The organism is Rossellomorea sp. FM04394 (assembly GCF_041889765.1).
GTDB lineage: Bacteria > Bacillota > Bacilli > Bacillales > Bacillaceae_B > Rossellomorea > Rossellomorea aquimaris_B.
In genome coordinates, this window is the sequence record NZ_CP168654.1 from 190,167 (window position 1) to 215,191 (window position 25,025).

Genomic DNA, 25,025 nt, shown 5'->3' on the forward strand with positions numbered 1-25,025 from the left:
TTTTTACTCGGTCGTTTACTATCGCAAGGCGTCATTACGGCTGAGGTGTGGGTATATAAATAGTCGATTTAACTACCTTTTTGTCAGAAGTTGTTTTAATCCATTATTCTTCGGGAAAACCATACCATCTATATATTTTATAATGGTGAGGTGGAGAAATGGCAGTCGAAAGCTTATTGTTCACAAAAGAAGATATGGTAAACCCTGATCTTGTTCCCCAATGGGTGATAGAAGAATATAAGAACTTTCACGAAGTAGTAACAAATCGAACGTTTCCTTGTTATTTCGGTATGACCGGAGAGAAAAAAGGAGAGCTTCGATATTCGTATATAAGTCACGATAATTGGGAGCATCTTCCCCAAACGATTCAAGAATTTATCGATTTGTTTGATGTACCGGAGGATGAGCGGCTGATTCGTCACGGATTCTTTTTGTTTGTGGAACCGGAAGATGAGGAGAGGTCCGTCCCTCATTACCGTGATTATTTCTGGAGGATTCTGCAGTTTCTTCATCGTGAGGATGAGGAGGCTTGGCCTGAGGGTTATCCTGAGGATCCGGATCATCATTTGTGGGCGTTTTCGTTCGCCGGGGAGCCGTTTTTCGTGTTTGGGAATGCTCCTGCTTACAAGCAGCGTAAGACGCGAGATCTTGGGAACAGCTTAGTATTAGGCTTCCAGCCGAGAAGGATCTTTGAAGGGTTGGAGGGAACGTCAAAGGGTGGCATCATGTCCCGTGAGAAAGTAAGGGAGCGTGTCGAGAAGTGGGACGGCTTACCGAAGCATCCGAATATCAGTCATTATGGAGATCCTGAACACCGTGAATGGAAGCAATACTTCATTGGGGACGATGTGGAACCGATCGAGGGCAAATGCCCCTTTCACCATAAATAAGAGAAAGAGTGTCGGGACCCAGCCTGACACTCTTTTCCTTAATATATATCCACATTCCCACTGGAAACCGAAACAGTGATATCGTATTTTCCGGACCCCGCCACACCTGTAAGGTCCCCATCGTCTACCTTCTTATTCTTTAATGGAAGATTGCAGGAGATGTCTCCGCTGCTTGCTTTTCCGTTCAGTTTAAAGCTCGCGTCTTCCGGCAGATCCAGGTTGACACCTCCAGAGCTTACATCAAAATTCAGGTCCCCTTTTAGTGTGTCCATCGAGACCGTTAATTCACCAGATGATAAGTCACCTTCCAGCGGGCCTTCATAATTCGACAACTCCACATCCCCGGAGCTGATATCGACATTCCCTTTTTTTGTGGAGAGAGCATTCACGACCAAGTCTCCGGAAGAACCATCATGTACGAATACATTCGTTTCAAGGTTTTCTAGAATCATGTTCCCAGAACCCATCTCCACAGATAACTCATTCAGCTGCATTCGATTCGCATCGGATTCTCCGGCAAATTGTAAGTTACCGGAGCCTATCTCGATTTCCATGTTTCGATCATACTCTTTTGGAATGTACACGGTTACGTTTGATTTGCGGTTGAATCCTATCCATTCATACCATTTATGCTTTACAGCCACTTCAATGGTGTCGCCTTTTTTATCTAAAGTCATCGTCCCTTTTCCTTCAATGTCAACCTTTACTTCATTCCTTTCTGAAGGGATGACTTCTGTATCGCTGCCTTCCATTTTGAGATCAATATGATCTATTTTGTTCGTTACCTCCATTCGCTCTCCCGATTGACTTTCTTTTGCAAACAAAGATGTATTGTCATTTAAAATGACGTAAAGTGTCCCTAATGCCAGCAGAGCAATGATCACGGCAAAAGCATTTTTCATTAAAACCCCTCGCTTTGGTTTGTTTTTCCATTTCATAATTCTATTTTAATTCAGCTGCCACATCATCACAATGAGCCATAGGATTATTTTTGAATCAGACCAGAGGCGGAGTGCGTGAAGGCTATGTAATAGAAAAAGACCGGTCTCGGGGGACCGGTCTTAACCTTTATTTCGCTATAAACATCTGCGTCCAATAAATCCCCTGGCTGGGATCCTTCGCTGTACCAACGCCAATATGAGTGACTTGTTTGTTTAAAATATTTTTGCGGTGACCTGGACTGTTCATCCAGGCGTTCACAACTGATTCAGGTGTTTTTTGTCCAACGGCAATGTTTTCTGCTGCCGTGGAGTAATCCACCCCGAAGTTCTCCATCATTTCAAAAGGAGATCCATACGTTGGAGACGTATGAGAGAAATAGTCATTTTCCTTCATGTCCTCTGACTTCATCTCCGCCACATTCCCTAACTCTCCATCTATCTTCAGGGCATTAAGTCCATTCTTCTTCCGTTCCTGGTTGGTTAAATCGACTACCTGCTTCACAAATCCACTGGCATCAGAAGTCTGTGTATCCTGCTTGGGCTGCTGTTCCGTTGGTGGTTCAGGCTGACCCGTATTCGGTTCTTGTGCAGGCTGATTCGGCTGCCCGGCTTCATCATTACCGGGCGCATTCTCCTCACCCGGATCTAAATGTGTAAATTCGCGTAAGTCCCCATTTGGATCTATCGGGGCCATGAAACGGTGAAGGGGAGTTTGGTTCCCTTGCTGGTTCCCTTGCATCCCATACATTCCATCTCTTCCATTGTTATCATAGGAAACGGGATCGTAATTCACGTTCTGGGTATCCATCAGATTATCGTTTGTATCGTTATTGTTACAGGCTGTCATCAGCATAAACGGGATGACGGCACAGACTGTTACCGAAAGAAAGCGTTTATTCATGTGTGAACCTCCAGTAGTGTTGATTACCTTTTATAAGGCATTAACAGTCTTTAATATTTACTCTCGCCGTCTTTATTATCCTGTAAAAAATAGGGTTTGCTTCTATGTTTTAAAAGGGGTTCTGAGCTCCTTGGCCGAATAGTTAGTGATAAGGAAGAAGGAGGTTTTTCATTAATGGAACGGAAACGTTTTCGGGAGATAGGAGGCAGTATCGGCTCCTATACATGTGGGGAATATAACAGTATTACCGATGTCGAGGGAGTAAAAGTCGGTCATAAGACCCTTCAATATGAGCATGACGGTACCTTGGTAAGGACGGGTGTCACGGCGGTCTTACCTCATGAAGGAAATCTGTTTCGAGAAAAGATAGCTGCTGCCAGCTATGTAATCAATGGATTTGGAAAAACAGTAGGGACGATTCAACTGGAGGAGCTCGGGCTGCTTGAAAGTCCAATCCTCTTGACGAATACTCTTTCCGTTGGGGACGTTCTGAAAGGGGCGGTTCAATATATGCTCGATGAAACACCTGAAATCGGCGACACAACAGGGACAGTAAATGTCATTGTGGGAGAATGCAATGATGGTTTTCTCAATGATATCCGAGGTCTTCATGTGAAGCCTGAAGATGCCAGGGAAGCCATTCTTCATGCACAATCCGGACCTGTTGAAGAAGGGTGTATCGGAGCGGGAACCGGGATGCTATGTTTAGGATATAAAGGTGGTATAGGGACCAGCTCCAGGGAGTATGCCTTTGGAGAAGAGAAGTATACGGTGGGAGCACTCGTATTAACGAATTTCGGCAAGAGAAAGGATTTAAAGGTTCCCATCCTTAACACCGGGGAGGATAAGGATATACCCGATGGATCAATCATGATCATCTTAGCCACTGATGCACCTCTCAATGAAAGGCAGCTTAAACGACTGGCCAAACGAGCTTCATTCGGTCTTTCAAGAACGGGTTCGTATGCAGAACATGGAAGTGGTGATATTGTCCTTGCGTTTTCTACTGCTCACCGCATTCCACATCACCCCAATCATGATCACACGATTCCTTACTCTTTCATTAAAGAAGACGGCCCGATCATATCCACTCTATTTGAAATGACGGTGGATAGTGTAGAAGAAGCCATATGGAACTCTCTTTGTAAAGCGGAAACCACAACGGGCAGGAATGATCGAAAGGTGGAAGCCATACCTTTAGATTTGCTTTATGGACTGATGAAATAAGACCTGACCTTTATTTGTTACCTTTTTTAGGTTTTTCTTTAATGAAAATTTACTTAACCATTAATGAAATGGGGTATACCTTACATATACGTACGAACTATTTAATTGAAGGAAGTGACAGTCATGAATGATACCCCTATGCCTCTTTCGTTTTTCCAACAGCCCACATTGGAACTTGCAAAGTCTCTGTTGGGATGTGTGTTAGTGAAAGAGACGGAGGAGGGAACAGCTTCAGGTTATATTGTAGAAACGGAAGCCTATTTAGGACCAGAGGACCGGGCGGCTCACAGTTATGGAAACAGACGGACGAAGCGGACGGAAGTCATGTTTCATGAAGCAGGCCGGATCTATACATACGTTATGCATACCCATTGTTTAGTGAATGTAGTGAGCGGTGAACGAGAGAAGCCTGAAGCGATTCTCATTAGAGCCGTTGACCCCCTTGGCGGCTTGGAACTTATGGAAAGAAGAAGGCCCGGTCATTTAAAGAAAAATTGGACAAATGGTCCAGGAAAATTGACGAAAGCGTTAGGTATCACAATGGAGGATTACGGAGGCAGCTTTTTAGCACCGCCTCTGATCATTTCAAAAGGATACCAGCCTGAAAACATTGCGGAAGGAAAACGAATAGGGATCGATAACACTGGAGAAGCCAGGGATTATCCGTGGAGGTTCTGGGTTAAAGACAATCCCTATGTATCAAGATAAAGACTTTTTAAGAATTTTCTAATTTTTACTGAAAATCCACCCCATAAGTACTACGTTTGTGGTATATTTTTCTTATAAGGTGAATTCATCGTATACTGACAATTCGAATGGGAGCTTTGAACCTAAATGATAGATGGGCGCTTACATTTAGGGGAGCTAGTAGCGCAACCGACCACATACGAACGTAGAAATACGTTTTTGTGTGGTTTTTTTTATAAACTATAGAGAGTATAGGGGTCCTATGAACATCTTTACTATTTTTCAAAACAACTATATTTATCATGATTTTCAGCCCTTATATGAAATGGGCGAGCAACAAACCCTCTTTGCATATGAGGGCCTGTTACGAAACAAGTATAACGAAAATCCTGAAAGTGTTTTTCAGTCGGCCATGAAAGCTAATATCTTATATAAGCTTGATACCTTATCCATTTCAAAGGCTCTTGAAAGCTTTTCAGAGAATGGACTGAAGCCCTGTAAGTTATTTCTTAACATTTATATCACGACGATTCTCCACCCAAGCTTTCATACCTATTTTTATGGCCTCATGAAGAAGCATCCTGAAATAAAGGGGCGTCTTGTGCTGGAGATTAATGAGTCGAGTGCGGAGGAACTCTGGCAGAATCCATTATTAAAAGAGTCACTCAAAGAACTTAAGCAATATGGAGTATGGTATGCGATCGATGACTTTGGTCAAGGGACATCCTCCATCAAGAAATCCATTGAATATGAACCGGAAATTATTAAACTGGATCGCTTTTTTGCCCTGAATCTGTCTCAAGATGATAAGAAACAACGATTCCTGTCTTTTTTTAATCAATTCTACGGTAAAGATACGTTGATTGTATTAGAGGGAATTGAAACCAAACAGGATATGCAAGTGGCAAAGGACATTGGGATTACAATCGGGCAGGGCTTTTATCTGGGAAGGCCGAGTCGGTTATTAGCTTAAATGAAAAAGGGGACTTTGAACTATAGGAGTCACCTTTTTTCGTGGTATCTGCAGTGGTTTCGTCAGAATTGAAATAAAATTGAAAACATTTAAAATTTCCATTAAACTGAGGAAAAAGAGAAAAAAAGGGGATCAGGGTATGAGGCTAGTGACATTTCCGCTGAAATTTATGTTCTATTATATTCTTGGGTTGATTGGTATTTTAGCCGTGAGTATTGCTCCTGAAGTATTTAAGGAGAGGGGTCTGTATAATATTGTCGGATTCTTTGAAGAGTTTATTAAGTTTGTTTTTGTATTTTTGGACGGTGAAAACTGGAGCTATTCATATAAAGGGGTAACCGTCGATTTTCTGGACATGCTTTGGGGACCGTATTTATATTCTTTACAGATTATCGGTGGGGCATTGGGTTTAGGTCTGGGAACAGCATTCATCCTTACGATCATTACAGTGTTTTTGCCCCGTTGGGTTACTTCTTCTCTAAAGAAAGTATTAAATCTCTTTGAGACGGTGCCTGACTTAATGTTTGCTTTTATGCTCCAGCTTCTCATTGTATATGTTTTAAAGCATTTCGGCTTTGAATTAATGAAATTTACAGAGTTTGGGGATGAAAAGATCTTTCTTGCTCCGATCATCACCCTATCCATTATTCCCATGATCTCTTTCTTTCGTATTCTTCTTTTCATTATGGAAGAAGAAATGCTTAAACCACATATTGAGTTTGCCCAAAGTAAAGGCATGACGAAAGGCAGGATCCTCTTTGCTCACGTACTGAAAAATATTTCTCCAAGTCTGTTTTACCATGGAAAGCTGATTATATGGGGGATGCTGTCGAGCTTATTTATCATCGAAACGATTTTCAATATGAGAGGAATCACGTACTACATCGTCCAAGACTTCAGACCAATGGTCATAGCCATCTCACTGATTATGATTTACACGCCTTTTTTTGTTGTGTATCAAGGTGTATATCTGTGGATTAATCGGGAAGTCAGTGTTGATCATACCAAATTTAAAAAAGATAAAACGAAGTTGAATGAATGGAAGATATGGAGCTGGCTTTCTACTATTAGACGGCTTTGGTGGCAGCATATGCATAATGGGAAGTTTGCCATCGGGTTCAGTGTCATCTTCCTTTTAATTGTTACGAGCTTCCTTTATCCAATGCTGAAAGAAGATCCGATTAAACAAATTCAGTTTATGAAGAACGATGAGGGACGAATCATCAGCGCACCTCCACATAAACCATTTGGAGAGATGATATTAGGGTCGGATTTCTTCGGTTATAGCATCCTCGATCAACTGATCGTGGGGGCAAAGTATACCCTCTTATTTGCGTTGGTTGTCGCTTCACTGAGGGTTATAGGTGGATTCTATCTAGGTATTGCCTATCATTTTCATTTGAAAGAAAACAGGAAAAATTGGCTTGATCGAATGGTGGATTCCATTCATTTCCTGCCTTTAAGTCTCATTGCATATCTTCTTTTACGACCAGTTCTATGGGGATTGCCCGTCTTGGGATGGGAACACTCCATCTTTGAAAGACTCGTTTTTGAAGCTGTCGTGTTAACGATTCTTGTGCTGCCGTTAACGACGGTTTTAATAGGGAATGAACTGAAATTATTAGGAAAACAGGATTTTGTTCTGTCGGCGAAGCTCTTAGGGGGAAGTAACCGGCATTTGCTATGGACGCATCTATTCCCGCACCTGGCACCAAGATTATTCATTATATGGGGGCAGCAATTTATCCAAACCCTTCTCATCCTTGTGCATTTGGGTTTATTTCATCTGTTCTTGGGTGGAACGATCATTACAGGAGGACTGGTACCCGATCCTCCGAAATCAGGAACGTTTGAATGGTCTGGTCTGATCAGTTCCACTAAAGATTCCCTAATGACCGGAAAGTACTGGATTGTCATTGCACCGTTAGCGGCCTTTATGATTGCCATCATCGCCATGCAGTTAATTGTGCAAGGTGTCAAGGAAATCCAGCAAACGAAGGTAGGTGTATTGGTAAGCAACACTCCAATTAAGAACAAACATAAGCTGGTCAAGAATAAAACCTACCGTCCAGTGACGGAAGATTTTCATTTGGTTCGGGAACAATCCTTTAAGGGATAGGGGGGAGATAGAGAGTGAGTAGAAAGAGTCCTAAATTACCACTAACCGACGAGGAAAGATCGGCACTTCGTAAAGAGAAGATCAGACTGGGAGACATCTTCGAACTGTCTCCCGATGTAATAAGTGAAAAATTAAACATCTCTATTGCTAGAGCCCGGTACTTAGTCGGCATGTCCATTTTCCAACGAATTCCGTCGATCGGACCGAATATGGCGCATAATGTGGTTGAAGATCTTGGTTATCATTCTTTCGAAGACATCAAGGATGAAAAAGGGGAAGACCTCATTATACAGTTGGAAAAGAAGTACGGCGTCTGGATGGACCCATGCGTGGAAGACTCCCTCAGGTGCGTCGTCCACCACGCAAACAATCCGGCATCCAAGAAAAACTGGTGGGACTTCACCACCCAAAGAAAAACCTACCGCCATACCCACGGTTACCCCAGTGACCGCCCAACGAAGGCCTGGGATGAGGGACGTACCATATAATATAAAAAGGCAGGAAGCCACAATCAGCTTCCTGCCTTTATTTACGCTCTCTTCGGGGACGGACTTCATTCGTATATCCTCCTCAAAATGGACATGATAAAGGAAAAAGGAGTGATGTGAGATGAGGATCCTGTTCCTCTGTTTACTAATGACTATTTCCTTTCATGCTTCCGTTTCAGCCCGAAACATCCTGCCCCTTCCAGCCCATCATAATGAACTGGCAATCGTTATTGATGATTTAGGTAATGATATGAAGGGAACAGAAGAGATCCTGAACTTACCCGTCACCTTGACGATTGCCGTTATGCCCTTTCTGCCAACAACCAGGACAGATGCGGAAAAGGCACATGGGCTTGGGCATGAGGTCATCGTCCATCTACCCATGGAACCGATGTCAGGGAAAGCGAGCTGGCTTGGCCCCGGGGCGATTACCACTTCGCTTTCAAATGACGAAATCCGGAAAAGAGTAGAAAAGGCGATCGGAGAAGTCCCCTATGCAGTAGGAGTCAATCATCATATGGGATCAAGGGCCACTGCCGATGAGAGGGTCATGAGGATCGTTTTAGAGGTATGCAAGGATAAGGGGTTATTTTATTTGGATAGTAAAACAACGGGAAAGAGTGTCATTCCCAAGCTTGCAAAAGAATTAGGCGTTCCATTTCTTGAAAACGAATTATTCTTTGATGATGTCTATACCATCCAGCATATCGGAAAGCAAGCCAAGATTCTTTCGAAAGAATTAGACAGTGACAACTCAACCATTGCCATTGGTCATGTTGGGGTTACAGGGATCAAGGTTGCCACAATGCTCGAAGAATTTATTCCTCTCTATGAGAAAAAAGCTTCCATTGTCCCACTGTCAGATTTAATCCCTGAATATCATTTAATTGATGAGAGCATGCCTTGAATGGTGTGCTTTTTTTGTGGTCAGAAAGGATTAGTTTTATCCCTATCAATTGAACTAAATATTCTAAATATTACGAAAGTAAGTAGTCCTTTTCATCTGTTTTCATATGGATTTGGTGACAAGTCTTCTCTTCTATGTTAAAACATATAAAACCATAAAAAGAAATTAATGGTAATAAAGTCCGGGAGGCTGTTAGTGAAATGAAAAAAAATCTTCTACTAAAATCTGTTTTTATTGGTGCATTAGGATTAGCTATGATTACGCCAACCGCATCTGCCCATGACGTATTAGACGATGTTTCAATTGAAAAAGGAGCTGAAGCCGGTAGTCTTGCTGTCATCCCGCAGTTAGAAGGAAGTAAAAACGTGAGCGGCTGGAACGAAGTAGCGGCTGTCCAGTTAAAAGAAAAGGATGGAGTTCAGAATAATACCGCAGATGTTTATGCCCATAAAAATTTTGCTTATGTTGGAACCCATACAAGTAATGGTGGAAACGGTGGCGTAAGAGTATTTGACTTGAAAGATCCTTCAAACCCGATTGAAGTTGCTTCTTTTGGAGATGAAATTCCGGGTACATGGCAGGAAAAAGTTGTTGTAAAGCAAGTGAATACGAAGGATTTTACAGGTGATTTAGCTGCGGTAAGTGTACAACGGCTCGATCGAAGTAACCCTGACTCGGTTGGTGGAGTACTATTGTATGATGTAACAGATCCATATCATCCTAAGAAATTAGGTTTCTGGGCAGTTGATCAGCGAGCATCGGGTACCCACGAGTTGTACTTGGCGAAACAGGGAGACCGAGCATTTGTACTGGCAGCAAGCAATTATGCGGATTACTACACACATGGGGAAAAGAAGGATTTCTCATTAGTAGAAGTTACGGACCCTGCCAACCCGAAAACGATTTATGAATTCGATCCGAGACAACTTGATGAAGTTCCGGATGACTTTAATGGCTATCATTGGAATGCACCCGACGGCAAGGTCCGTCCTGTTTTCAACCATAGTGTCATGACGGATGAGAATGCACAAACCGCATTCCTGTCATTTTGGGATTTAGGGACAATCATGCTGGACATAAGCGACCCGGACAATCCTGAGTACTTAGGACGTACTGAATTTGCTTCACTACAACAAGGGTCTGCCCACTCTGCCCAAGTAGCGAAAGGGGGAACCGTGCTTATTGAGACGAGAGAGGTCTATGCTCCTAAAAGAGAAGGGTATGAAGAGTCATACGGGTATACGAGAATCTTTGATATTAAAGATAGGTCCAACCCTAAATTATTAAGTGATTTCAAAACGGATTTAGTCGACAATGTCGAGGATGGGGTTACATTTGCAAACACAGTTCATGATCCTAAAGTAGTAGGGAACACCCTCTACCTTTCCCACTATGCTGGAGGAGTAAGAGCGGTTGATATCTCCGATCCTTCAAAGCCAGAAGAGATCGGAAGATATGTACCGGAAAACTCATTTGTATGGGGCGTATTTGCTAACCGGAACTATATACTTGCTTCCGACATGGGAACAGGTTTAAAGGTGATTCAGAAAAATAATAAATCAGAGTAAATCCCTAATGGCTCTGCGATAAAGTCGTTCTTTGTCGTGGAGCTTCCTTAAGCGGAAGAATTTGATCTCAATTGTAAATGTTATATTAAACCAATGCTTATTTTTTTGTAAAAAGAGGACTCTCCCTTATAATCAGAAGGTGAGAAGGAGATGAGTCGATATGGATTATGCAATTGTGACAGGAGCAACAAGAGGCTTGGGAGAGTCGATTGCCAAGCTTTTTATCGAAAAGGGCATAGGGCTGATCAATGTTTCGCGATCAGATAATGAAAGACTGCGAAAGCTTGCCGGGGATAAAGAGGTATCGTATGATTTCTTACCGTGCGATCTTGCAAAATCAGGAGAAACAGAAGCGGTCTTCCGTGAAGCTGGTAAAAAGGTATTTGGATATAAACCTGAAAGAGTGTACGTTGTCCAAAATGCCGGTGTGGTGACACCAATCAACCCTTCTGGTGAAGTAGAAAACCAAGCTCTTGAAACGAGTGTGCATGTGAATTTACTATCTCCCATGATCGCAACCAATGAGATGATAAAAGCAGCCCGTGGTTCTGAATCGAAGATGATCATGATCAATATCAGCTCTGGAGCAGGAAGTCGCCCTGTATATGGCTGGAGTACGTACTGCGCAACCAAGGCGGGAGTGAACATGCTGACAGAAACCGTAAGCTTAGAGCTTTCTAAAAAGCATAGCCGACATCAAGTGATTGCCTTCAGCCCTGGTGTGATGGATACGGACATGCAAGGGGAAATCCGTTCATCCTCGAAAGAAGCCTTTGCCGATGTCGAATCCTTTCAGCGCTATAAAGAGGAAGGAATGCTCCGTGAAACAAATACCGTGGCAGATGCGCTGGTTAAGCTTGTGACAGAAAGCGAACTTGAAAGTGGCAAGCTTTATCATGTAAATGATTTATTATAAAAAGAGAGCAGATTCCTGTAAGGGGATCTGCTTTTTTCTTATCAAAAAGCTCATTTCGTAAAGTTTGTTGTTATTATAGAAGAGAAAGTACTAGTTGATTTCCGCTCCAGGATGCTCGCTTTCCGCGGGGCTGGCGGTGAGCCTCCTCGGCTGCGCCTCCGGGGTCTCACCTGTCCAGCTATTCCCGCAGGAGTCGAGCATCCTTCCGCTCCAATCAACTTTCTGAGCATGAATCCTTAATCGAAAACAATTAAAAGAAGCTTTCTAGCAAACAATCTCATTTAAGTTAAGGAGAGATTGTCTCTCTTAAGGAAGTATCTTTTAAGTAATTTTGTTTTCTAGCACAGTTTGAAGCTCTGTCACAAAAAAACTGTAAAAGATGGTGAGGGGAACTGCGCAGACTCCTGCGGAAGTACGGGCGTGCCGAGACCCCGTTCGGCTAAGCTGAGGAGGCTCGGCCGAACGCTAGCTGCAAGCGGAGCAGTTCCCCTCACCATCCAGCACTCACTAATTGACAGAGCCTTAACAGTGCTTATGTTAAAAAGCAACAATCTTTGCGAAAAGAGAGTATCAAAAAAAGAGACAAACCTCAAAGGATTTGTCTCTCTACTCTCATTTATTAAGATCGAACCGGATTTGCATCAGGTGCTGATTTGCGAGTGAATTTAGGAAGTGCAAATCGAATGGCAATAAGTCCGCAAACAGCAATCAGGACAGGGTAGAAAGCATATGGAATGATGCTGATCGGTGATATGCCTGCAACTTCAGCCACTAACAGAGCCTGTGCTCCGTAAGGAATCAATCCTTGAACGGAACAAGAGAAAATATCAAGGATACTGGCTGATTTACGGGCATCAACGCCATAGTTCTCACTGATCGTTTTAGCAAGCGGGCCAGCAATGATGATTGAGATCGTGTTGTTTGCTGTGCAAAGATTAGTAGAACTTACTAATCCTGCTGTAGCAAGCTGTGCTCCCTGAGGAGACTTGATTTTGCGAGTGGCGTGATAAAGTAAAGCCTGAATTCCGCCGTTATGGCGAATGAGTTCGACAACTCCGCCTATCAGCACAGAAAGGATGACAATCTCTGCCATGCCAGTCATCCCATCGGCTACACTCCCGAAATAACTGGCTGGGGTAAAGCTTCCATCAATGAATCCAATGATTCCAGCTAAAACAATTCCGCCTAACAAAACGACAAACACATTTAATCCTGCAAGAGCACCGATGATAACTCCAAGGTAAGGCAGAATTTTGATCCAATTAAAGCTTTCCGCTCCGACAGTCGACTGATTCCCCATAGTAAGAAAAAGGAGAATCACTATTGTGACGATGGCAGCAGGTAATACAATAAAGAAGTTGACTTTGAATTTATCTTTCATTTCCGTTTTCTGTGTACGAACAGCTGCAATAGTTGTATCAGAAATAAATGATAAGTTATCTCCGAACATCGCACCTCCAATGACCGTTGCCATGGCAAGGGGCATAGAAATATCTGTCCCTGAACTAATCCCGACACCGATTGGCGCGAGTGCTGCGATCGTCCCCATGGATGTTCCCATCGATAACGAAATGAAAGCAGCGATAATGAATAATCCCACAATGATCAAGTTACCAGGCAGCACGGAAAGGGCAAAATTCACGGTTGAATCAACGGCGCCCATCTTTTCAGCTACTCCTGAAAAAGCCCCTGCTAAAAGGAAGATAAAGACCATGATCATGATATCAGGATGACCGGCTCCTTTAGCGAAACGCTCAACCTTAGCCGTTAACGTCTCTTTTCGGTTCATCAACAGACCTACAACGGATGCAATGATAATTGATACTAATACAGGAAAGGCATAAAAGTCTCCTGAAATGATGCCTGCTCCAAGGAACAGAGAAACAAATATGATTAAAGGCAGTAATGCCAATAGATTTCCTCTTTCTTGATTCATTCCTAACACTCCTTTGTCATCGTTCAATTTACTAACATACAAAAAACCCCTTCCAAAATAAGAAGAGGTTTCAATAGAACGAAACACTCCCCTTATCTTTCAAGCATTTCGCTTGCTGGATGTGGCACAGCACTCAATATGAGTCCGCTGCCGAGACATCGCAGGGCCAGTCCCTCCGTCTCTCTGGATAAGAAGAATATCGTATTTAGTTGATTTAAAATATACTTCCATACTTTAAAGGGTTTATTCAAAAAAGTCAAACGGGAAATTTTTCTGAACCAAAAGCGAAGGCGGCTCGTTCAGTCCCGACAAGCATAAGACGAGAACGCCGGAAAGGCGCCTTTTGCCTTTTTGGCGTTCTTGGGTTATGACCTCGAGGGACTAGCCGCCACAGCTGGATGAACCAAAAGCGAAGGCGGCTCGTTCAGTCCCGACAAGCATAAGACGAGAACGCCGGAAAGAGCTTTGAAAAACATGACTTTATCCATAATAAGGCATAAACTCATGGACAATTGAACGTTCAAGGTCTACTATAAGGAAGACAAAAACATCTTGGGGGATACGGTAGTGGAAAGAAATGTACGAAATCAAATTTTTACCTTGCAAGGATTCTATTTATTAACGTTCTTCGGTGTAGGTAGTTTATATCCCTTACTCAGTGTGTATTTGAGCGAAAGCGTAGGGTTAAATGGTTATCAGATTGGAACGATCATGTCTGTAGGTCCCATCATGATGATTTTCTTCCAGCCTATTTGGGGAATGGTCAGTGACACAACTAATCGTCCTACCGTGGTTCTTGGTTTAACCTCTTTAGTGGCGGGAATCTTTGCACTCGGTTACTTGTTTATGGACTTTTACTATGGCCTGCTTCTAGTGGCCATTCTAGTCGCGATTTTTCAAAGTGCAATCATTCCTGTATCAGATAGTATCAGCTTGAAGTATACAAGTAAAGTCCGGTATAACTACGGTAATATCCGTCTGTTCGGTTCATTGGGCTTCGGGATTGCTGTCTTTATGATGGGGAAACTTTCGGAAGGTTTCATCGGTCCCACCATCATCTTTTACTCTTTCTTTATCTGTCTAGTATTATCAGGATTCCTTTCCTTTCGGTTTCCTAAAGAGAGAGCGGCAGCAAAGCTTGATTTAAAAGCAGGGATGAAAGAATTATTTACAATGAAGAAATTCCTCATTTTCTTAGCTGTAACCTTCTTAGTATTCGGTCCAAACCTGGCCAATAATGTTTACTTCGGCTTATTTGTTGAGGATTCTGGGGGGACGTATGCCGGAATCGGTCTTGCGTTTTTAATCGCTGTCTTATCAGAAGTGCCCTTTATGAGGATTGCCGGGGGATGGATTGATCGGTTCGGACTTTTAACAGTTGCAGCGTTAGCGGGTGCTGCGTCCATGCTCCGTTGGCTCTTTTACTTTACAGAGCCCAGTCTTTGGCTGGTTTATTCATCGGCGGTTATGCAAGGTCTGGCCATAGGGCTATTCATTCCGGCCGGATTGCGCTACATTAAAGAAATCACGCCTTCCCATATTACAGCAACAGCCGTTACCGTGTATTCAGCAATCGGAAACGGGTTGGGGAATTGGTTCAGTACCTTTGTCGGTGGTTTTATCTATGAAACGTATTCCATTTACACGGTGTACTTATTCTTCGCAGTCTTATCCCTATTAGGTATTTTCCTTTGCTTCGTTCTCATGAAAGAAGAGAAGAAGAATGCACTTGCCTATTAATTTATTATTTCCAGGCGTCTAATGAGAGTCTCTCTCTTAGACGTCTTTTCTATTTGTTAGAAAATTTAAATAAATTATAATAAAGGAAGGATTTACCTATACCGGCGTATAATAATATATAGAAGCAAACTATTTTGTGGGTGATGACATAATGAGGATCAAATGGGTTTTCATAATAGGGATAGTCCTTTTACTTACAGCATGTACACCCGAGCAGACATTTCAAAAAGACCGATCAAGCAAGACAGTACTCACGATTGAACCTTATGAAGTAAATGCAAAAGAAAAAGAGCTGATTATGTTCACAGGGATTCAGGATATTCAATATTTTGAGATGGACGGAAATCTCGGAGAAGGTGATGATCTGCAAAAGACGCTTGAGGTATATGAAAATGGAAAACTTGTGGAGAACGATCCTTTTTCTTCTAATCAAGTGGAGTACCTATTCAAGCAGTCTCTCTTATCCTTTGGATTTACTTCAGATGAGGAAAAGTTCAAGTTTATACATGGCAGTGAAGGTGGAACGTTTACCATGGTGAATGATTTCGGACCTAGTGGATATACCTTTGGCAGTTTTCTTTCAAAAAAAACCACCTTAGAGAAAGGTCAGCCCCTATATTTGTATGCTATTGCAGGAACCGAAGACGGTCAAATTTCAGGGTTAACCCTTGATGAGATGGGTAAGCCTTCAGGAGGAATCCTGGAAGCAGACAAAGCGTATGTATTCAAAGTCATGGTAACCGACCGTTCAACAGAATGAATTATCCAAAAGACGAACGGCAACGGTCTTCAAAAAAGTAATATGAAAAGGTTTTGATCATCTTGAATTGTGGTACAAGTAGGATAAGATATTTAAAAAGTAATCTCTTAAATGCATCGATTAATAGTTATAAATTTCTAAAATACCAATAAAAATAGCGTCTAATCTATAGAAAAGGGGATTTTAAAATGGAGAATACATTCGTCTACTCAAAAGATAATGCCAACCTTGGAGATACCGTCCAATTTAAAAGAAAGAAGAATGTCATCAATGGTGTGGTGACCACTCTTAGAGAAAACACGGTCATCGTCAAAATGGATAAAGATGTGGCAAAAAAGCTGGATTTACCAGACGATCAAACCGTTGTGGCACATAAAAACTATGTCGTCATTGAAAGAGCTGAAAATGATTCACAACCTGTATTTGTATATGATGGGTGGAATAGCGCATTAAAAGCCTAAGCCCCCTCTGCAAAGAAAAAGATCCCAACACGCCTTCACCATCAGCATGGCTTAAGACGTCTTAGGATCTTTTTTATTTTAATTTACTATTTACATATTCCTCAACCATTTGAGTGGTGACAAGCTTTCTTTGGGGCACGACACCTTGACGGGCAAGGGCGTTGATTTCATTGGTCACCTGATTAATCTTATCCGTTGTAAACGGTTGTTCAGCTAAACAAAGCTGGACAGCTTCGTCGATCTCTTTTTCTCTACGTTCATCCAATAGCATAAACTGTTGAACCAGTTGATTTTGTTTACTAGAATGTTTTGAAATGTCTTTATGTACACTCATGATTTCATCCCTCTCTGATTTGACGCATTATACCCTCTATTATGCCTTTATCAACCTACTCATGGCAATGTCCAAATACTACTTCTATAAGATAGGGGACAGGAGCCTTGAAATCGACTCCTTCAGTTTAATCATTAAAGGTCTTTCATTATATCCGTCCAGTGTCAATTCTCTACTCTTTTCAATATCGTTTATAAACACAGCACTGAGATTTTCAGAGAGAGTTTGGTCATATAAAAAGGCATTGACTTCAAAGTTGAGGCGAAAGCTTCGAACATCGATATTGGCTGTACCGACAGAAGAAATGGTGTCATCCACTACGATGGTTTTGGCATGAATAAAGCCATTCTCATAAATATATATCCTCACTCCTGCCTTAAGTAATTCCCCGATATAGGAATAAGTCGCCCAGTAGACAAATAAGTGGTCAGGCTTGTTTGGAATCATAATGCGTACATCCACTCCCGTAAGCGCGGCAATCCTTAATGAATCCAACAGGCTCACGTCCGGGATGAAATAGGGGGTTTGAATATAAATGGACCTCTTCGCTGAAGAAATCATCTTAATATATCCATTTTTTATCTGCTCCCATTCAGAGTCGGGACCGCATGTCACAATCTGGACTCCGACATGGCCGGAAAAGGAAGACTGCGGGAAGTATCGTAAATCGTAGGCAATCTTCTTCGAACGGCTGGCTTGATTCCAATCCAGAATAAACCGTGTCTGCATGGCAAGTGTTGAGCTCCCGACAATCCGCAGGTGAGTATCCCGCCAATAACCGAACTTAGGATTCAAGCCCAAATATTCATCCCCAATATTAAAGCCGCCTACATACCCTACTTTCCCATCGATAATCACCAGCTTTCGGTGGTTACGATAGTTTAGGCGGAGATTGATAAAGGGGATTTTCGAAGGGAAAAACACGGCTACTTCACCGCCTGCAGCAAGAAGTTCTTTAAAGAATCCTCTTCTTGTGCGCCGCGAGCCCATTTCATCATATAAAACGCGGATCTTTACGCCTTGTTTGGCTTTCTCAGTAAGCTTCTCCAGGATTCGCTTACCTAAGTCGTCTTTCTTAAAGATATAATATTGAAGATGTATATGATCCTGTGCTGATTCCATGTCTTCTAATAAGGACTCAAATTTGTCCTCCCCATGAGTGAACAACTGTACTTCGTTATCCTGGGTCAAAAGAGCTTCATTATTCAGGAGATGCATATAAATAAGGTCCTGATATCTGGAGGACGTTTCATTTTTAAAAGGGAATCGGTGTTCTCTCAAGGAATGTACTTGCTTTTGAATTAAATCATCAATGCCTATTTTCTTCATATCTTCCCAGTCGAATAATCGCTGTCTGCTTAAGTTTTGTCCAAAGATTAAATAAAGTATAAAGCCGAGGAGGGGAATGAAAAACAGGACCATAAGCCAGGCCCAGGTCGCACCGGCATCTTTCCGCTCCAGGAAAATGATGACGCCCGCGAGAACTAAGTTAAGAACAAATAAAACCCCTAGAAGAGTAGATAGGATACTCATAGTATGTAAGGCTCCTTTAACTAGCTTTCTATAAGTAGTATACCTGAGAATGGAATAGAAAAAAATGACAAAGAAAAACAGAGCAGACTGTCAGCCTGCTCTGTTCGGTAGGAATCTTTAATCGTTCACAGCTTTTTTATTCATTTCCCGTCCACGTGTAGGCCAGCTTTCGACACCTTTTAAACCAGGAATATCATCTGCATAGAAGGTCGGGTCCAGCCCTTGTCGACGCTGCGTCATATAGTTATCCAATGCTTTAAAGGCAATTGGTGCTAAAATACCGATGGCAATCAAGTTGGTAAGGGCCATTAATGCCATGGAGAAGTCTGCCAAGCTCCAAACAATATCAAGGCTTGCAACAGAACCGAATATCACCATACCTAAAGCAATGAAGCGATATATCAGAAGTCCGGTCTTACTCTTATTGATGAATGGAAGATTGGCTTCCCCGTAATAATAGCTTCCAATGATGGAACTAAAGGCGAAGGTGAATATCGCAATCGCTAAGAAAATACCAGCCCATGAGTTAAAGTGCTCAGACATGGCTGCTTGAGATAGCTCGATACCTGTCAGTCCGGAACCGTACGCATCTGAAGTTAAGATGATAAACGCGGTTGCAGAACAAACGAGCAGCGTATCAAAGAATACACCAAGTGCTTGAATGAACCCTTGTTTGACCGGGTGAGAAACAGATGCTGTAGCGGCAGCATTCGGCGCACTACCCATACCAGCTTCATTAGAGAATAGTCCTCGTTTTACACCGTTCATAATCGCGGCTCCAATTCCGCCACCAACCACTTGTTCAAATCCAAATGCACTTTTGAAAATAAGTGCGATGACTCCCGGCATTTCCGTAATATTCGTAATGACTACAAATAAGGCTAATACAATATAGAAGACCGCCATGATTGGAACAATGATGGAAGAAAAGGTCGCTATACGTTTAACGCCCCCGAAGATGATGAGTGCAGTCAAACCGGCTAACACAATACCGATAACAAACGTATTGATTCCGAATGAATTACTAAAAGCTGTTGCGATGGTGTTACTTTGAACCGCGTTAAAGGTTGTCCCAAAGGAAAGGATGATGGTGACAGCAAAGATCGAACTCATCCAGGGCTTGCCCAGTTGTTTCTTCATATAGTAGCCGGGGCCGCCTTTAAATCCAACCTTATCCTTTTCTTTGTAAATCTGGGCCAGTGTACTTTCGACAAAGGCGCTGGCTCCTCCCAGAATGGCGACAAGCCACATCCAGAAGACCGCTCCAGGTCCTCCAATTGCTAAGGCAATGGCTACTCCTGCTAAATTACCTGTACCAATTCGAGTACCTGCTCCAATAAAGAATGCTTGCAGGGATGATATTTGCTTTTCCCCTTCCGCCTCGACCACATCTTTATCTCCTAATAATCGAAGCATTTCACCAAAGTGGCGAATTTGAACGAATTTAGATCCGATAGTGAAGTATAATCCTAAAATGAGGAGTACGCCTATTAAAACATACCCCCATAATATTGAATTTGCTTCCGTGACTAAATTGTTTAAAATATCCATGATAACCCCCTCAGAAATTTGTGTCGGTTACGTCTAATATTATCTGAAAATTTAAAATAAAAGTCAAGTTATTATCTGAATATTAAAATATTACCAATTAGGTATTTAGGAGGGCGAACTATTTTGTCATAATAATTAAGGGATTTTTCAATGGGGTGGGTCTAAAGTAGAGTTAGATAAATTATTCTGAAATAATATATTTCGGTCTTTTCGAATCATATTTTTTATTTGGGGAAGACGGACGAACTTGAGGTGAAATGCAAAAAAACGGATCACTGCTGATGATCAGTGATCCGTTTTATATTGGTTAAAGTGTCCTGCTTACCCATTCGGCAATCCAGGCGCAGGCGACGGCAGCGTAAGTTCCCACTACGTTGCCCAGTATTCCCATCAATAGTCCTACAGGAGCAAGAGAAGGCTGGAATACAGAGGCTACAACAGGAGCCGAGCTTGTTCCGCCGATGTTTCCTTGAGATCCTACAGCTACGAAGAATAGAGGGGCCCGTAGAAGGCGTGCCACTAAGAAAATAATCATCACATGAATGGCTAACCATACAATCCCCATTGCGACGTATTGAGGAGAATCCCATACATAAGCAAGGTCGGCTTTTGCTCCAATTGTTGCAAGCAATAGATAAATTCCTGCGTATCCAATTTTACTTGCACCGTAGTTCTCCAGGGTGCGGATTTTAGTAAAGGAGAAGATGATCCCGACCGCCGAAATGATCATAATCGTCCACGTTCCGGCAGAGAGTACATTTGAGACCGGTAACGTTTCTGAGAACTTTCTTACAACGTAAGCGACTCCGAATCCTAAACCAATAATGGCAGCAAGGTAGGGAACCTCGATAGGCTTGGCATTTTTACGTTGGATTTCTCCCATATCCTCATTCACCTTACGGATGATCGAGTTGTCCGCTTTATTCCATTTATCGAATTTATGCTGGAAACCTGCCAGGGCAATCATGATTCCCATCCAGCTATATCCGACAACGGTATCAACGACAATAATAGGCGAAAGAATTTCTTTCGGTGTACCAGTAGCTTCAATCATGGCTGCCATATTGGCACTCCCGCCAATCCAGCTTCCAGCAAGTGCCGCTACGCCAGTCCATGCGTCCTCAGGAAGAAACGGCTGGAAGATGGCTAAAGCGATGGGTCCTCCGATCACGACACCGAGAGTACCGGCAAGGAACATCGTAATCGCTTTCGGACCAAGTTTTAATGTTGCGGGAACATTCGCGGAAAGAAGCAGCAATAGTAATCCCACTGGCAATATGTAAGCCGATGTAAAGTCATATAAAGATGACTGATCCGGGATGATTCCAAACGTTGTAGACAACATCGGAAGGAAATAAGTCCAGATTAACGGGGGTGCATAGTGAAAGAACTTCTGTAAAAAAGGATTTTTCGACTCCCCTAGAATGAACACAAGACCTACTAAGGCAGCTAAATAAGAAAAGATTGCCATAGGTTCTTGAATTAAGATAGTGTCAAAACGCCACCACATAGTAAAACCTCCTTAAAATCGATAACAAGGTTTACTATAACATTGAAAACGGTTACTATTTAGAATTTTAATAAGTGCTAATCTTTATTCAATACAGAATATAACAGAAATAACGGAAGGAATGAAGGAGTTATGAGAAGCGTAGTTTCACAAAAAAATGCCACAGAAATCCATGGCAACATCTTGATCTTTCATGTGAAATAGATGAATGAATGCTTGTGAAGCAAATAGGATGCCTATTTAGGAGGGGAGATTACGATCAATAGTAATTCCAGAATCCTAAAGCGAATAATAAGATACCCGTAATCATTGAAATACCAAATAACATAAACAAGAAATCAAGAATGCTGTCGGCGAAGACTCTTTTGCGGTTCTCACGTTTAAAATGACGTACTTCCTTACGATATGATCGTGCAGCACGACTCATACAAAAACCTCCTCCTCCATGAACATTATTTGTATTAACACATATTCGTCACAATACAAGAAAATCCTTCCTTAAAGTGAAAAATATGCCGACTTACCTATATCCGAGTCGAATGGAGGGACGGACCTTCCATTCATCTTCAACACAAAATAAGAGGCTATGTGGAAATAGCCTCTTATTTAGATGAAGAAAGCTTAGAAGTGAGTACCTGTAGCCTTAGCGAAGGTTATTTTGTGAAATTCCGCTAAGGGCGCTTCCGGCACTTTGATCCGATTGCTGTTGTACTGCCAAATCTCCCAGAGCTAGCATCCCGACAAGCTGCCCGTTTTCCACAACAGGTAAACGACGCACTTGATGCTGGGACATTAAAGCTGATGCTTCTTCAACCGAGGCATCCGGAGAGATTGTCACAACCTGCTGTGACATAACTTGAGAGACATTTCCCTGTGCACCTTGAGTCAGTCCACGAGTAGCAATATCACGGTCTGTTACCATACCGACAACTTGTCCGTTTTCAACAACGGGAACGGAACCAACATTCTTTGAACTCATTTTAGATGCGACGCTTTGAAGTGAGTCCTGATTTGAAGCGGCTTCCACATTTGTCGACATAATATCACGTACTTGCATGTAAATTCCCCCTTAATTAAATTGGCAGTACACCATTATTATTCGACAAATCCACATAACTATTCCCAATGCGTTCAGCCATTTTTTTCAAATGAGAGGGACGGACCTTCAAAGAGTGCTTTTTGGATATCATTTAGTAATAAACATTTGAGTCCAATAAGTCCCGTAAGATCCTCCCTTGGCATATCCCACCCCGATATGAGTATAGGATCCGGTGAGAATGTTTTTTCTATGTCCCGGACTATCCATCCACTCACGGACAACTTGTTCAGCACTTGTTTGACCAGCGGCTATATTCTCAGCGGCTTGACTATATTCAATGTTGAAGCTTTTCATCATATCAAAAGGAGATCCGTACGTCGGGCTTCTGTGCGAAAAATAACCAACATCCCTCATGTTACGTGATTTATACCGGGCAACCCTGGATAGCTGCCAATCAAGCTGAAGAAGGGAAAGGCCGTTCTTTTGCCTCTCCTGATTGGTCAGATCAATGACCTGACCTTCAACCGATTTAGCTTTTCGAAGAATGGGGATGTTGATTTTTTGATTTGGATAAATTAAATCTGGATTCGACAATTGAGGATTAGCTTCTATAATCTCAGAGAGTCCAACCTGCAATTTTCTTGAAATTTTCCAAAGGGTATCTCCTTTCCTGACTGTATAGACACTTGCTGCAGAGATTTCATTTAAAGTAAATAAACTAATGATAATAGACAGTGCAACCATGATAAGAGCGAGTTTTGTTTTCATGATTATAAAATGTGTAATTTGGGACAAAATATTCTAAGAAAAAGTGCAAAAATAGGATTATTGTTTCATTTTTAGGGAAAAGAAAAACTATTAAACGTAAAGTGAAACTTTTTGCGAAACCAATCGTACAAATAGGTAACGATATTTTATAAAAGAGGTGAATAACGTGGTAAAGGAGAACGATCGCTTTAAGAAAGTGATAACGAAATTGTCGAACGTGGGCGTAAATATTTCAAAAACGAAATCAAGACGGGAAATCCTTCATTCACTAAAGCAGTATCAGCCATTACCTAAGACGTTAACCCAAGACTCTTAAACTTACACCCGAGAAACGTTGGACAGACATATTTCCCCTTTTCTCACGATATATTTAATAGTAGTGAAGAGGAGGGTTAGGTATGGAGAGAATGATGTTTGATTTACAAGCATTAAAGGAAATCAGAAAGAAGGCAGATGAAATTTCATACCACTGTATGAGTCGGGATCAACCTACAGATCCCCATCGTGTAAGCATGGCGTTAGATCAAGTGTGTCGTGCCCTTGCGATGTTTGCAGAAATGGAAATTCATCGCATGCAGAATCATCATATTCCCTATGACCCCCAGAGCTATATTAAAGGACGTCTGGGAATTGCCTACCGATCTGTACTCCAGGTTCCTCAAGAAGATTCCAATACAGCATAGCAAAAGAGGTTGACCCAAGATATAAGGGTCCTGAAATCAAGAAAATCACAGACAGATATAAGAAACTCTGAAAGCATAAGGACTGGTCCTGTAAGGATGATATCACTCATCGTTTTGGGTCAGCCTCTTTTTATTTACTATTCTAATCCAAAAGTTAGGTGACGATATTCATGACGGTGTTTTCGGATATATTGCTGGTATGTAATGGGAAGGCAGGTCAAGGAACGCTGGAAGTTCTGTTAAAAGATGCTGTGCCTCCATTATTGGACATCTGTACGAACTTAATTATTCATAAAACGAAAGAGAAAGGCGATGCCGAAAGAATTTGTAAGGAGACGGCTAATCAATATGAACTGGTTGTCATCATGGGTGGTGATGGAACGATTCATGAGGCCATCAACGGATTGTCAGCCTTAGAAAAACGGCCATTGGTAGGCATCATCCCTGGAGGGACGTGTAATGACTTTGCCCGTTCGTTACATATTCCCATGAATATCGGACAAGCTGTCCGCCTTATAACCGAACGGGCGCTCGAAAAGGATATCGATATCGTCAAGGCAGACGATCGGTATTTCAGCAATTTCTGGGGAACGGGGCTGGTCGCAGAGACAAGCGACAATATCGATGTAGGATCAAAAAGTGTCCTCGGTAAACTAAGCTATTATATAAGTGCGTTTCAATCCATCCAAGAATCACCGATCTTAAATGTGAAGGTAACAACTGAAAATGATGTGATTGAAGAGGAAGTGGTGATGCTATTGGTTGCAAATGGCCGTTCCATTGGCTCTAATCCACTGCCCACCTGCATCGATATGGAAGATGGACTAATGGATATTTACATCGTCAAAAAAAGCGGTTTCCCTTTATTAAAGGAATTTTTGGTTATCAAGAGCACAGGCAATATAAGCGAGCAATATGACGATATTATGCATATCCAAGCAAGAGAAGCCCATATTGAACTGGGACAGGGTGAAAAGCTTGATATGGATGGAGAATTATATGAAGGAAGCAGGCAGTCTCTTCGAGTATTAAATAAGCATTTGCGATTTATCGTCGGCAGCTCATGATAAAAAGAGAGCAAGGGGGCATTTTT

The 25,025-nt window shown here is 42.1% G+C and carries 25 protein-coding genes and 2 riboswitches; of the genes, 15 read left to right on the plus strand and 10 right to left on the minus strand.

Annotated elements, in window-relative coordinates; translation table 11 throughout:
* Positions 1 to 158: 158 nt before the first annotated feature.
* Positions 159 to 890 (plus strand): YqcI/YcgG family protein, encoded by a 732-nt coding sequence (locus tag ACCB35_RS01065; RefSeq protein ID WP_374055416.1) that lies wholly within the window; start codon positions 159 to 161, stop codon positions 888 to 890.
* A 38-nt stretch (positions 891 to 928) separates the two neighbouring features.
* On the opposite strand, the gene ACCB35_RS01070 is transcribed toward ACCB35_RS01065, so the two are convergent.
* Complete coding sequence (locus tag ACCB35_RS01070; protein WP_374055417.1) at positions 929 to 1,792, minus strand: DUF4097 domain-containing protein; 864 nt, start codon at positions 1,790 to 1,792, stop codon at positions 929 to 931.
* Between the two features lie 166 nt (positions 1,793 to 1,958).
* On the minus strand, positions 1,959 to 2,732 hold the full coding sequence (locus ACCB35_RS01075; protein WP_374055418.1) for a CAP domain-containing protein: 774 nt from the start codon (positions 2,730 to 2,732) through the stop codon (positions 1,959 to 1,961).
* Between the two features lie 174 nt (positions 2,733 to 2,906).
* Between ACCB35_RS01075 and ACCB35_RS01080 the strand changes: the two genes are divergently transcribed.
* From ACCB35_RS01080 to ACCB35_RS01115, 8 genes are all read left to right on the plus strand, one after another.
* Positions 2,907 to 3,959 (plus strand): P1 family peptidase, encoded by a 1,053-nt coding sequence (locus ACCB35_RS01080; protein ID WP_374055419.1) that lies wholly within the window; start codon positions 2,907 to 2,909, stop codon positions 3,957 to 3,959.
* A 123-nt stretch (positions 3,960 to 4,082) separates the two neighbouring features.
* Entirely contained in the window at positions 4,083 to 4,667 is a 585-nt protein-coding gene (locus tag ACCB35_RS01085; protein WP_374056921.1) for a DNA-3-methyladenine glycosylase, read from the plus strand.
* A gap of 102 nt (positions 4,668 to 4,769) precedes the next feature.
* Positions 4,770 to 4,850: riboswitch (cyclic di-GMP riboswitch) on the plus strand.
* A gap of 58 nt (positions 4,851 to 4,908) precedes the next feature.
* On the plus strand, positions 4,909 to 5,619 hold the full coding sequence (locus tag ACCB35_RS01090; RefSeq protein WP_374055420.1) for an EAL domain-containing protein: 711 nt from the start codon (positions 4,909 to 4,911) through the stop codon (positions 5,617 to 5,619).
* 139 nt (positions 5,620 to 5,758) lie between these two features.
* Complete coding sequence (locus ACCB35_RS01095) at positions 5,759 to 7,738, plus strand: ABC transporter permease subunit (protein ID WP_374055421.1); 1,980 nt, start codon at positions 5,759 to 5,761, stop codon at positions 7,736 to 7,738.
* A 14-nt stretch (positions 7,739 to 7,752) separates the two neighbouring features.
* Positions 7,753 to 8,226 (plus strand): helix-hairpin-helix domain-containing protein, encoded by a 474-nt coding sequence (locus ACCB35_RS01100; protein ID WP_374055422.1) that lies wholly within the window; start codon positions 7,753 to 7,755, stop codon positions 8,224 to 8,226.
* A gap of 148 nt (positions 8,227 to 8,374) precedes the next feature.
* Complete coding sequence (locus tag ACCB35_RS01105; RefSeq protein WP_374055423.1) at positions 8,375 to 9,133, plus strand: divergent polysaccharide deacetylase family protein; 759 nt, start codon at positions 8,375 to 8,377, stop codon at positions 9,131 to 9,133.
* Between the two features lie 200 nt (positions 9,134 to 9,333).
* Entirely contained in the window at positions 9,334 to 10,701 is a 1,368-nt protein-coding gene (locus ACCB35_RS01110; protein ID WP_044340389.1) for an LVIVD repeat-containing protein, read from the plus strand.
* 160 nt (positions 10,702 to 10,861) lie between these two features.
* Complete coding sequence (locus ACCB35_RS01115; protein ID WP_374055424.1) at positions 10,862 to 11,617, plus strand: (S)-benzoin forming benzil reductase; 756 nt, start codon at positions 10,862 to 10,864, stop codon at positions 11,615 to 11,617.
* Between the two features lie 619 nt (positions 11,618 to 12,236).
* Here ACCB35_RS01115 and ACCB35_RS01120 read toward each other — a convergent pair.
* Positions 12,237 to 13,553, minus strand: a complete 1,317-nt coding sequence (locus ACCB35_RS01120; RefSeq protein ID WP_374055425.1) for a Na+/H+ antiporter NhaC family protein — start codon at positions 13,551 to 13,553, stop codon at positions 12,237 to 12,239.
* Positions 13,554 to 13,642: 89 nt separating this feature from the next.
* Positions 13,643 to 13,747, minus strand: a riboswitch (SAM riboswitch).
* 373 nt (positions 13,748 to 14,120) lie between these two features.
* Between ACCB35_RS01120 and ACCB35_RS01125 the strand changes: the two genes are divergently transcribed.
* The 3 genes from ACCB35_RS01125 to ACCB35_RS01135 all read left to right on the plus strand — a co-directional run bounded on the left by ACCB35_RS01125 (position 14,121) and on the right by ACCB35_RS01135 (position 16,514).
* Positions 14,121 to 15,293 (plus strand): MFS transporter, encoded by a 1,173-nt coding sequence (locus tag ACCB35_RS01125; RefSeq protein WP_044340435.1) that lies wholly within the window; start codon positions 14,121 to 14,123, stop codon positions 15,291 to 15,293.
* Positions 15,294 to 15,444: 151 nt separating this feature from the next.
* A complete protein-coding gene (locus ACCB35_RS01130) occupies positions 15,445 to 16,053 on the plus strand; it encodes a hypothetical protein (protein ID WP_374055426.1) in 609 nt (202 codons plus the stop codon).
* Positions 16,054 to 16,241: 188 nt separating this feature from the next.
* On the plus strand, positions 16,242 to 16,514 hold the full coding sequence (locus tag ACCB35_RS01135) for a DUF2187 family protein (protein WP_052504622.1): 273 nt from the start codon (positions 16,242 to 16,244) through the stop codon (positions 16,512 to 16,514).
* Between the two features lie 73 nt (positions 16,515 to 16,587).
* Here the strand turns inward: ACCB35_RS01135 and ACCB35_RS01140 are convergent, their stop codons facing one another.
* The 7 genes from ACCB35_RS01140 to safA form a co-directional block, all read right to left on the minus strand.
* Positions 16,588 to 16,848 (minus strand): DUF2533 family protein, encoded by a 261-nt coding sequence (locus ACCB35_RS01140; RefSeq protein ID WP_374055427.1) that lies wholly within the window; start codon positions 16,846 to 16,848, stop codon positions 16,588 to 16,590.
* An 84-nt stretch (positions 16,849 to 16,932) separates the two neighbouring features.
* The gene (gene cls, locus ACCB35_RS01145; protein ID WP_374055428.1) at positions 16,933 to 18,381 is read right to left on the minus strand and encodes a cardiolipin synthase; all 1,449 of its coding nucleotides are present in this window, start codon (positions 18,379 to 18,381) and stop codon (positions 16,933 to 16,935) included.
* Between the two features lie 117 nt (positions 18,382 to 18,498).
* Positions 18,499 to 19,932 carry an alanine/glycine:cation symporter family protein gene (locus ACCB35_RS01150; protein WP_374055429.1) on the minus strand — a complete coding sequence of 478 codons (1,434 nt, stop codon included), beginning with the start codon at positions 19,930 to 19,932 and terminating at the stop codon, positions 18,499 to 18,501.
* 307 nt (positions 19,933 to 20,239) lie between these two features.
* Complete coding sequence (locus tag ACCB35_RS01155; protein ID WP_044340396.1) at positions 20,240 to 21,442, minus strand: DUF819 domain-containing protein; 1,203 nt, start codon at positions 21,440 to 21,442, stop codon at positions 20,240 to 20,242.
* A 259-nt stretch (positions 21,443 to 21,701) separates the two neighbouring features.
* Positions 21,702 to 21,869 (minus strand): hypothetical protein, encoded by a 168-nt coding sequence (locus ACCB35_RS01160; protein ID WP_156142539.1) that lies wholly within the window; start codon positions 21,867 to 21,869, stop codon positions 21,702 to 21,704.
* Between the two features lie 216 nt (positions 21,870 to 22,085).
* Positions 22,086 to 22,499, minus strand: coding sequence for a CBS domain-containing protein (locus ACCB35_RS01165; protein ID WP_374055430.1), 414 nt, complete (start codon positions 22,497 to 22,499; stop codon positions 22,086 to 22,088).
* Positions 22,500 to 22,628: 129 nt separating this feature from the next.
* Positions 22,629 to 23,249 (minus strand): SafA/ExsA family spore coat assembly protein, encoded by a 621-nt coding sequence (safA, locus tag ACCB35_RS01170; protein WP_374055431.1) that lies wholly within the window; start codon positions 23,247 to 23,249, stop codon positions 22,629 to 22,631.
* A gap of 166 nt (positions 23,250 to 23,415) precedes the next feature.
* Here safA and ACCB35_RS01175 point away from each other — a divergent pair, with 166 nt between their 5' ends.
* The 3 genes from ACCB35_RS01175 (at position 23,416) to ACCB35_RS01185 (ending at position 24,999) form a co-directional block, all read left to right on the plus strand.
* Positions 23,416 to 23,565, plus strand: coding sequence for an Lmo0850 family protein (locus ACCB35_RS01175; RefSeq protein ID WP_098351100.1), 150 nt, complete (start codon positions 23,416 to 23,418; stop codon positions 23,563 to 23,565).
* 82 nt (positions 23,566 to 23,647) lie between these two features.
* Positions 23,648 to 23,932, plus strand: coding sequence for a hypothetical protein (locus ACCB35_RS01180; protein WP_253275573.1), 285 nt, complete (start codon positions 23,648 to 23,650; stop codon positions 23,930 to 23,932).
* A 170-nt stretch (positions 23,933 to 24,102) separates the two neighbouring features.
* A complete protein-coding gene (locus ACCB35_RS01185; protein ID WP_374055432.1) occupies positions 24,103 to 24,999 on the plus strand; it encodes a diacylglycerol kinase family protein in 897 nt (298 codons plus the stop codon).
* Positions 25,000 to 25,025 lie beyond the last annotated feature (26 nt).

What these genes read in the sequence shown, in the direction of transcription:
- ACCB35_RS01095 (WP_374055421.1), top strand. Translation starts at nt 5,759, where the DNA reads ATGAGGCTAGTGACATTTCCGCTGAAATTTATGTTCTATTATATTCTT.
- ACCB35_RS01120 (WP_374055425.1), bottom strand. Translation starts at nt 13,553, where the DNA reads ATGAATCAAGAAAGAGGAAATCTATTGGCATTACTGCCTTTAATCATA.
- ACCB35_RS01090 (WP_374055420.1), top strand. Translation starts at nt 4,909, where the DNA reads ATGAACATCTTTACTATTTTTCAAAACAACTATATTTATCATGATTTT.
- safA (WP_374055431.1), bottom strand. Translation starts at nt 23,249, where the DNA reads ATGAAAACAAAACTCGCTCTTATCATGGTTGCACTGTCTATTATCATT.
- ACCB35_RS01080 (WP_374055419.1), top strand. Translation starts at nt 2,907, where the DNA reads ATGGAACGGAAACGTTTTCGGGAGATAGGAGGCAGTATCGGCTCCTAT.
- ACCB35_RS01140 (WP_374055427.1), bottom strand. Translation starts at nt 16,848, where the DNA reads ATGAGTGTACATAAAGACATTTCAAAACATTCTAGTAAACAAAATCAA.
- ACCB35_RS01135 (WP_052504622.1), top strand. Translation starts at nt 16,242, where the DNA reads ATGGAGAATACATTCGTCTACTCAAAAGATAATGCCAACCTTGGAGAT.
- cls (WP_374055428.1), bottom strand. Translation starts at nt 18,381, where the DNA reads ATGAGTATCCTATCTACTCTTCTAGGGGTTTTATTTGTTCTTAACTTA.
- ACCB35_RS01165 (WP_374055430.1), bottom strand. Translation starts at nt 22,499, where the DNA reads ATGCAAGTACGTGATATTATGTCGACAAATGTGGAAGCCGCTTCAAAT.
- ACCB35_RS01105 (WP_374055423.1), top strand. Translation starts at nt 8,375, where the DNA reads ATGACTATTTCCTTTCATGCTTCCGTTTCAGCCCGAAACATCCTGCCC.
- ACCB35_RS01085 (WP_374056921.1), top strand. Translation starts at nt 4,083, where the DNA reads ATGAATGATACCCCTATGCCTCTTTCGTTTTTCCAACAGCCCACATTG.
- ACCB35_RS01180 (WP_253275573.1), top strand. Translation starts at nt 23,648, where the DNA reads ATGGAGAGAATGATGTTTGATTTACAAGCATTAAAGGAAATCAGAAAG.
- ACCB35_RS01115 (WP_374055424.1), top strand. Translation starts at nt 10,862, where the DNA reads ATGGATTATGCAATTGTGACAGGAGCAACAAGAGGCTTGGGAGAGTCG.
- ACCB35_RS01075 (WP_374055418.1), bottom strand. Translation starts at nt 2,732, where the DNA reads ATGAATAAACGCTTTCTTTCGGTAACAGTCTGTGCCGTCATCCCGTTT.
- ACCB35_RS01155 (WP_044340396.1), bottom strand. Translation starts at nt 21,442, where the DNA reads ATGTGGTGGCGTTTTGACACTATCTTAATTCAAGAACCTATGGCAATC.
- ACCB35_RS01160 (WP_156142539.1), bottom strand. Translation starts at nt 21,869, where the DNA reads ATGAGTCGTGCTGCACGATCATATCGTAAGGAAGTACGTCATTTTAAA.
- ACCB35_RS01110 (WP_044340389.1), top strand. Translation starts at nt 9,334, where the DNA reads ATGAAAAAAAATCTTCTACTAAAATCTGTTTTTATTGGTGCATTAGGA.
- ACCB35_RS01065 (WP_374055416.1), top strand. Translation starts at nt 159, where the DNA reads ATGGCAGTCGAAAGCTTATTGTTCACAAAAGAAGATATGGTAAACCCT.
- ACCB35_RS01130 (WP_374055426.1), top strand. Translation starts at nt 15,445, where the DNA reads ATGAGGATCAAATGGGTTTTCATAATAGGGATAGTCCTTTTACTTACA.
- ACCB35_RS01185 (WP_374055432.1), top strand. Translation starts at nt 24,103, where the DNA reads ATGACGGTGTTTTCGGATATATTGCTGGTATGTAATGGGAAGGCAGGT.
- ACCB35_RS01150 (WP_374055429.1), bottom strand. Translation starts at nt 19,932, where the DNA reads ATGGATATTTTAAACAATTTAGTCACGGAAGCAAATTCAATATTATGG.
- ACCB35_RS01070 (WP_374055417.1), bottom strand. Translation starts at nt 1,792, where the DNA reads ATGAAAAATGCTTTTGCCGTGATCATTGCTCTGCTGGCATTAGGGACA.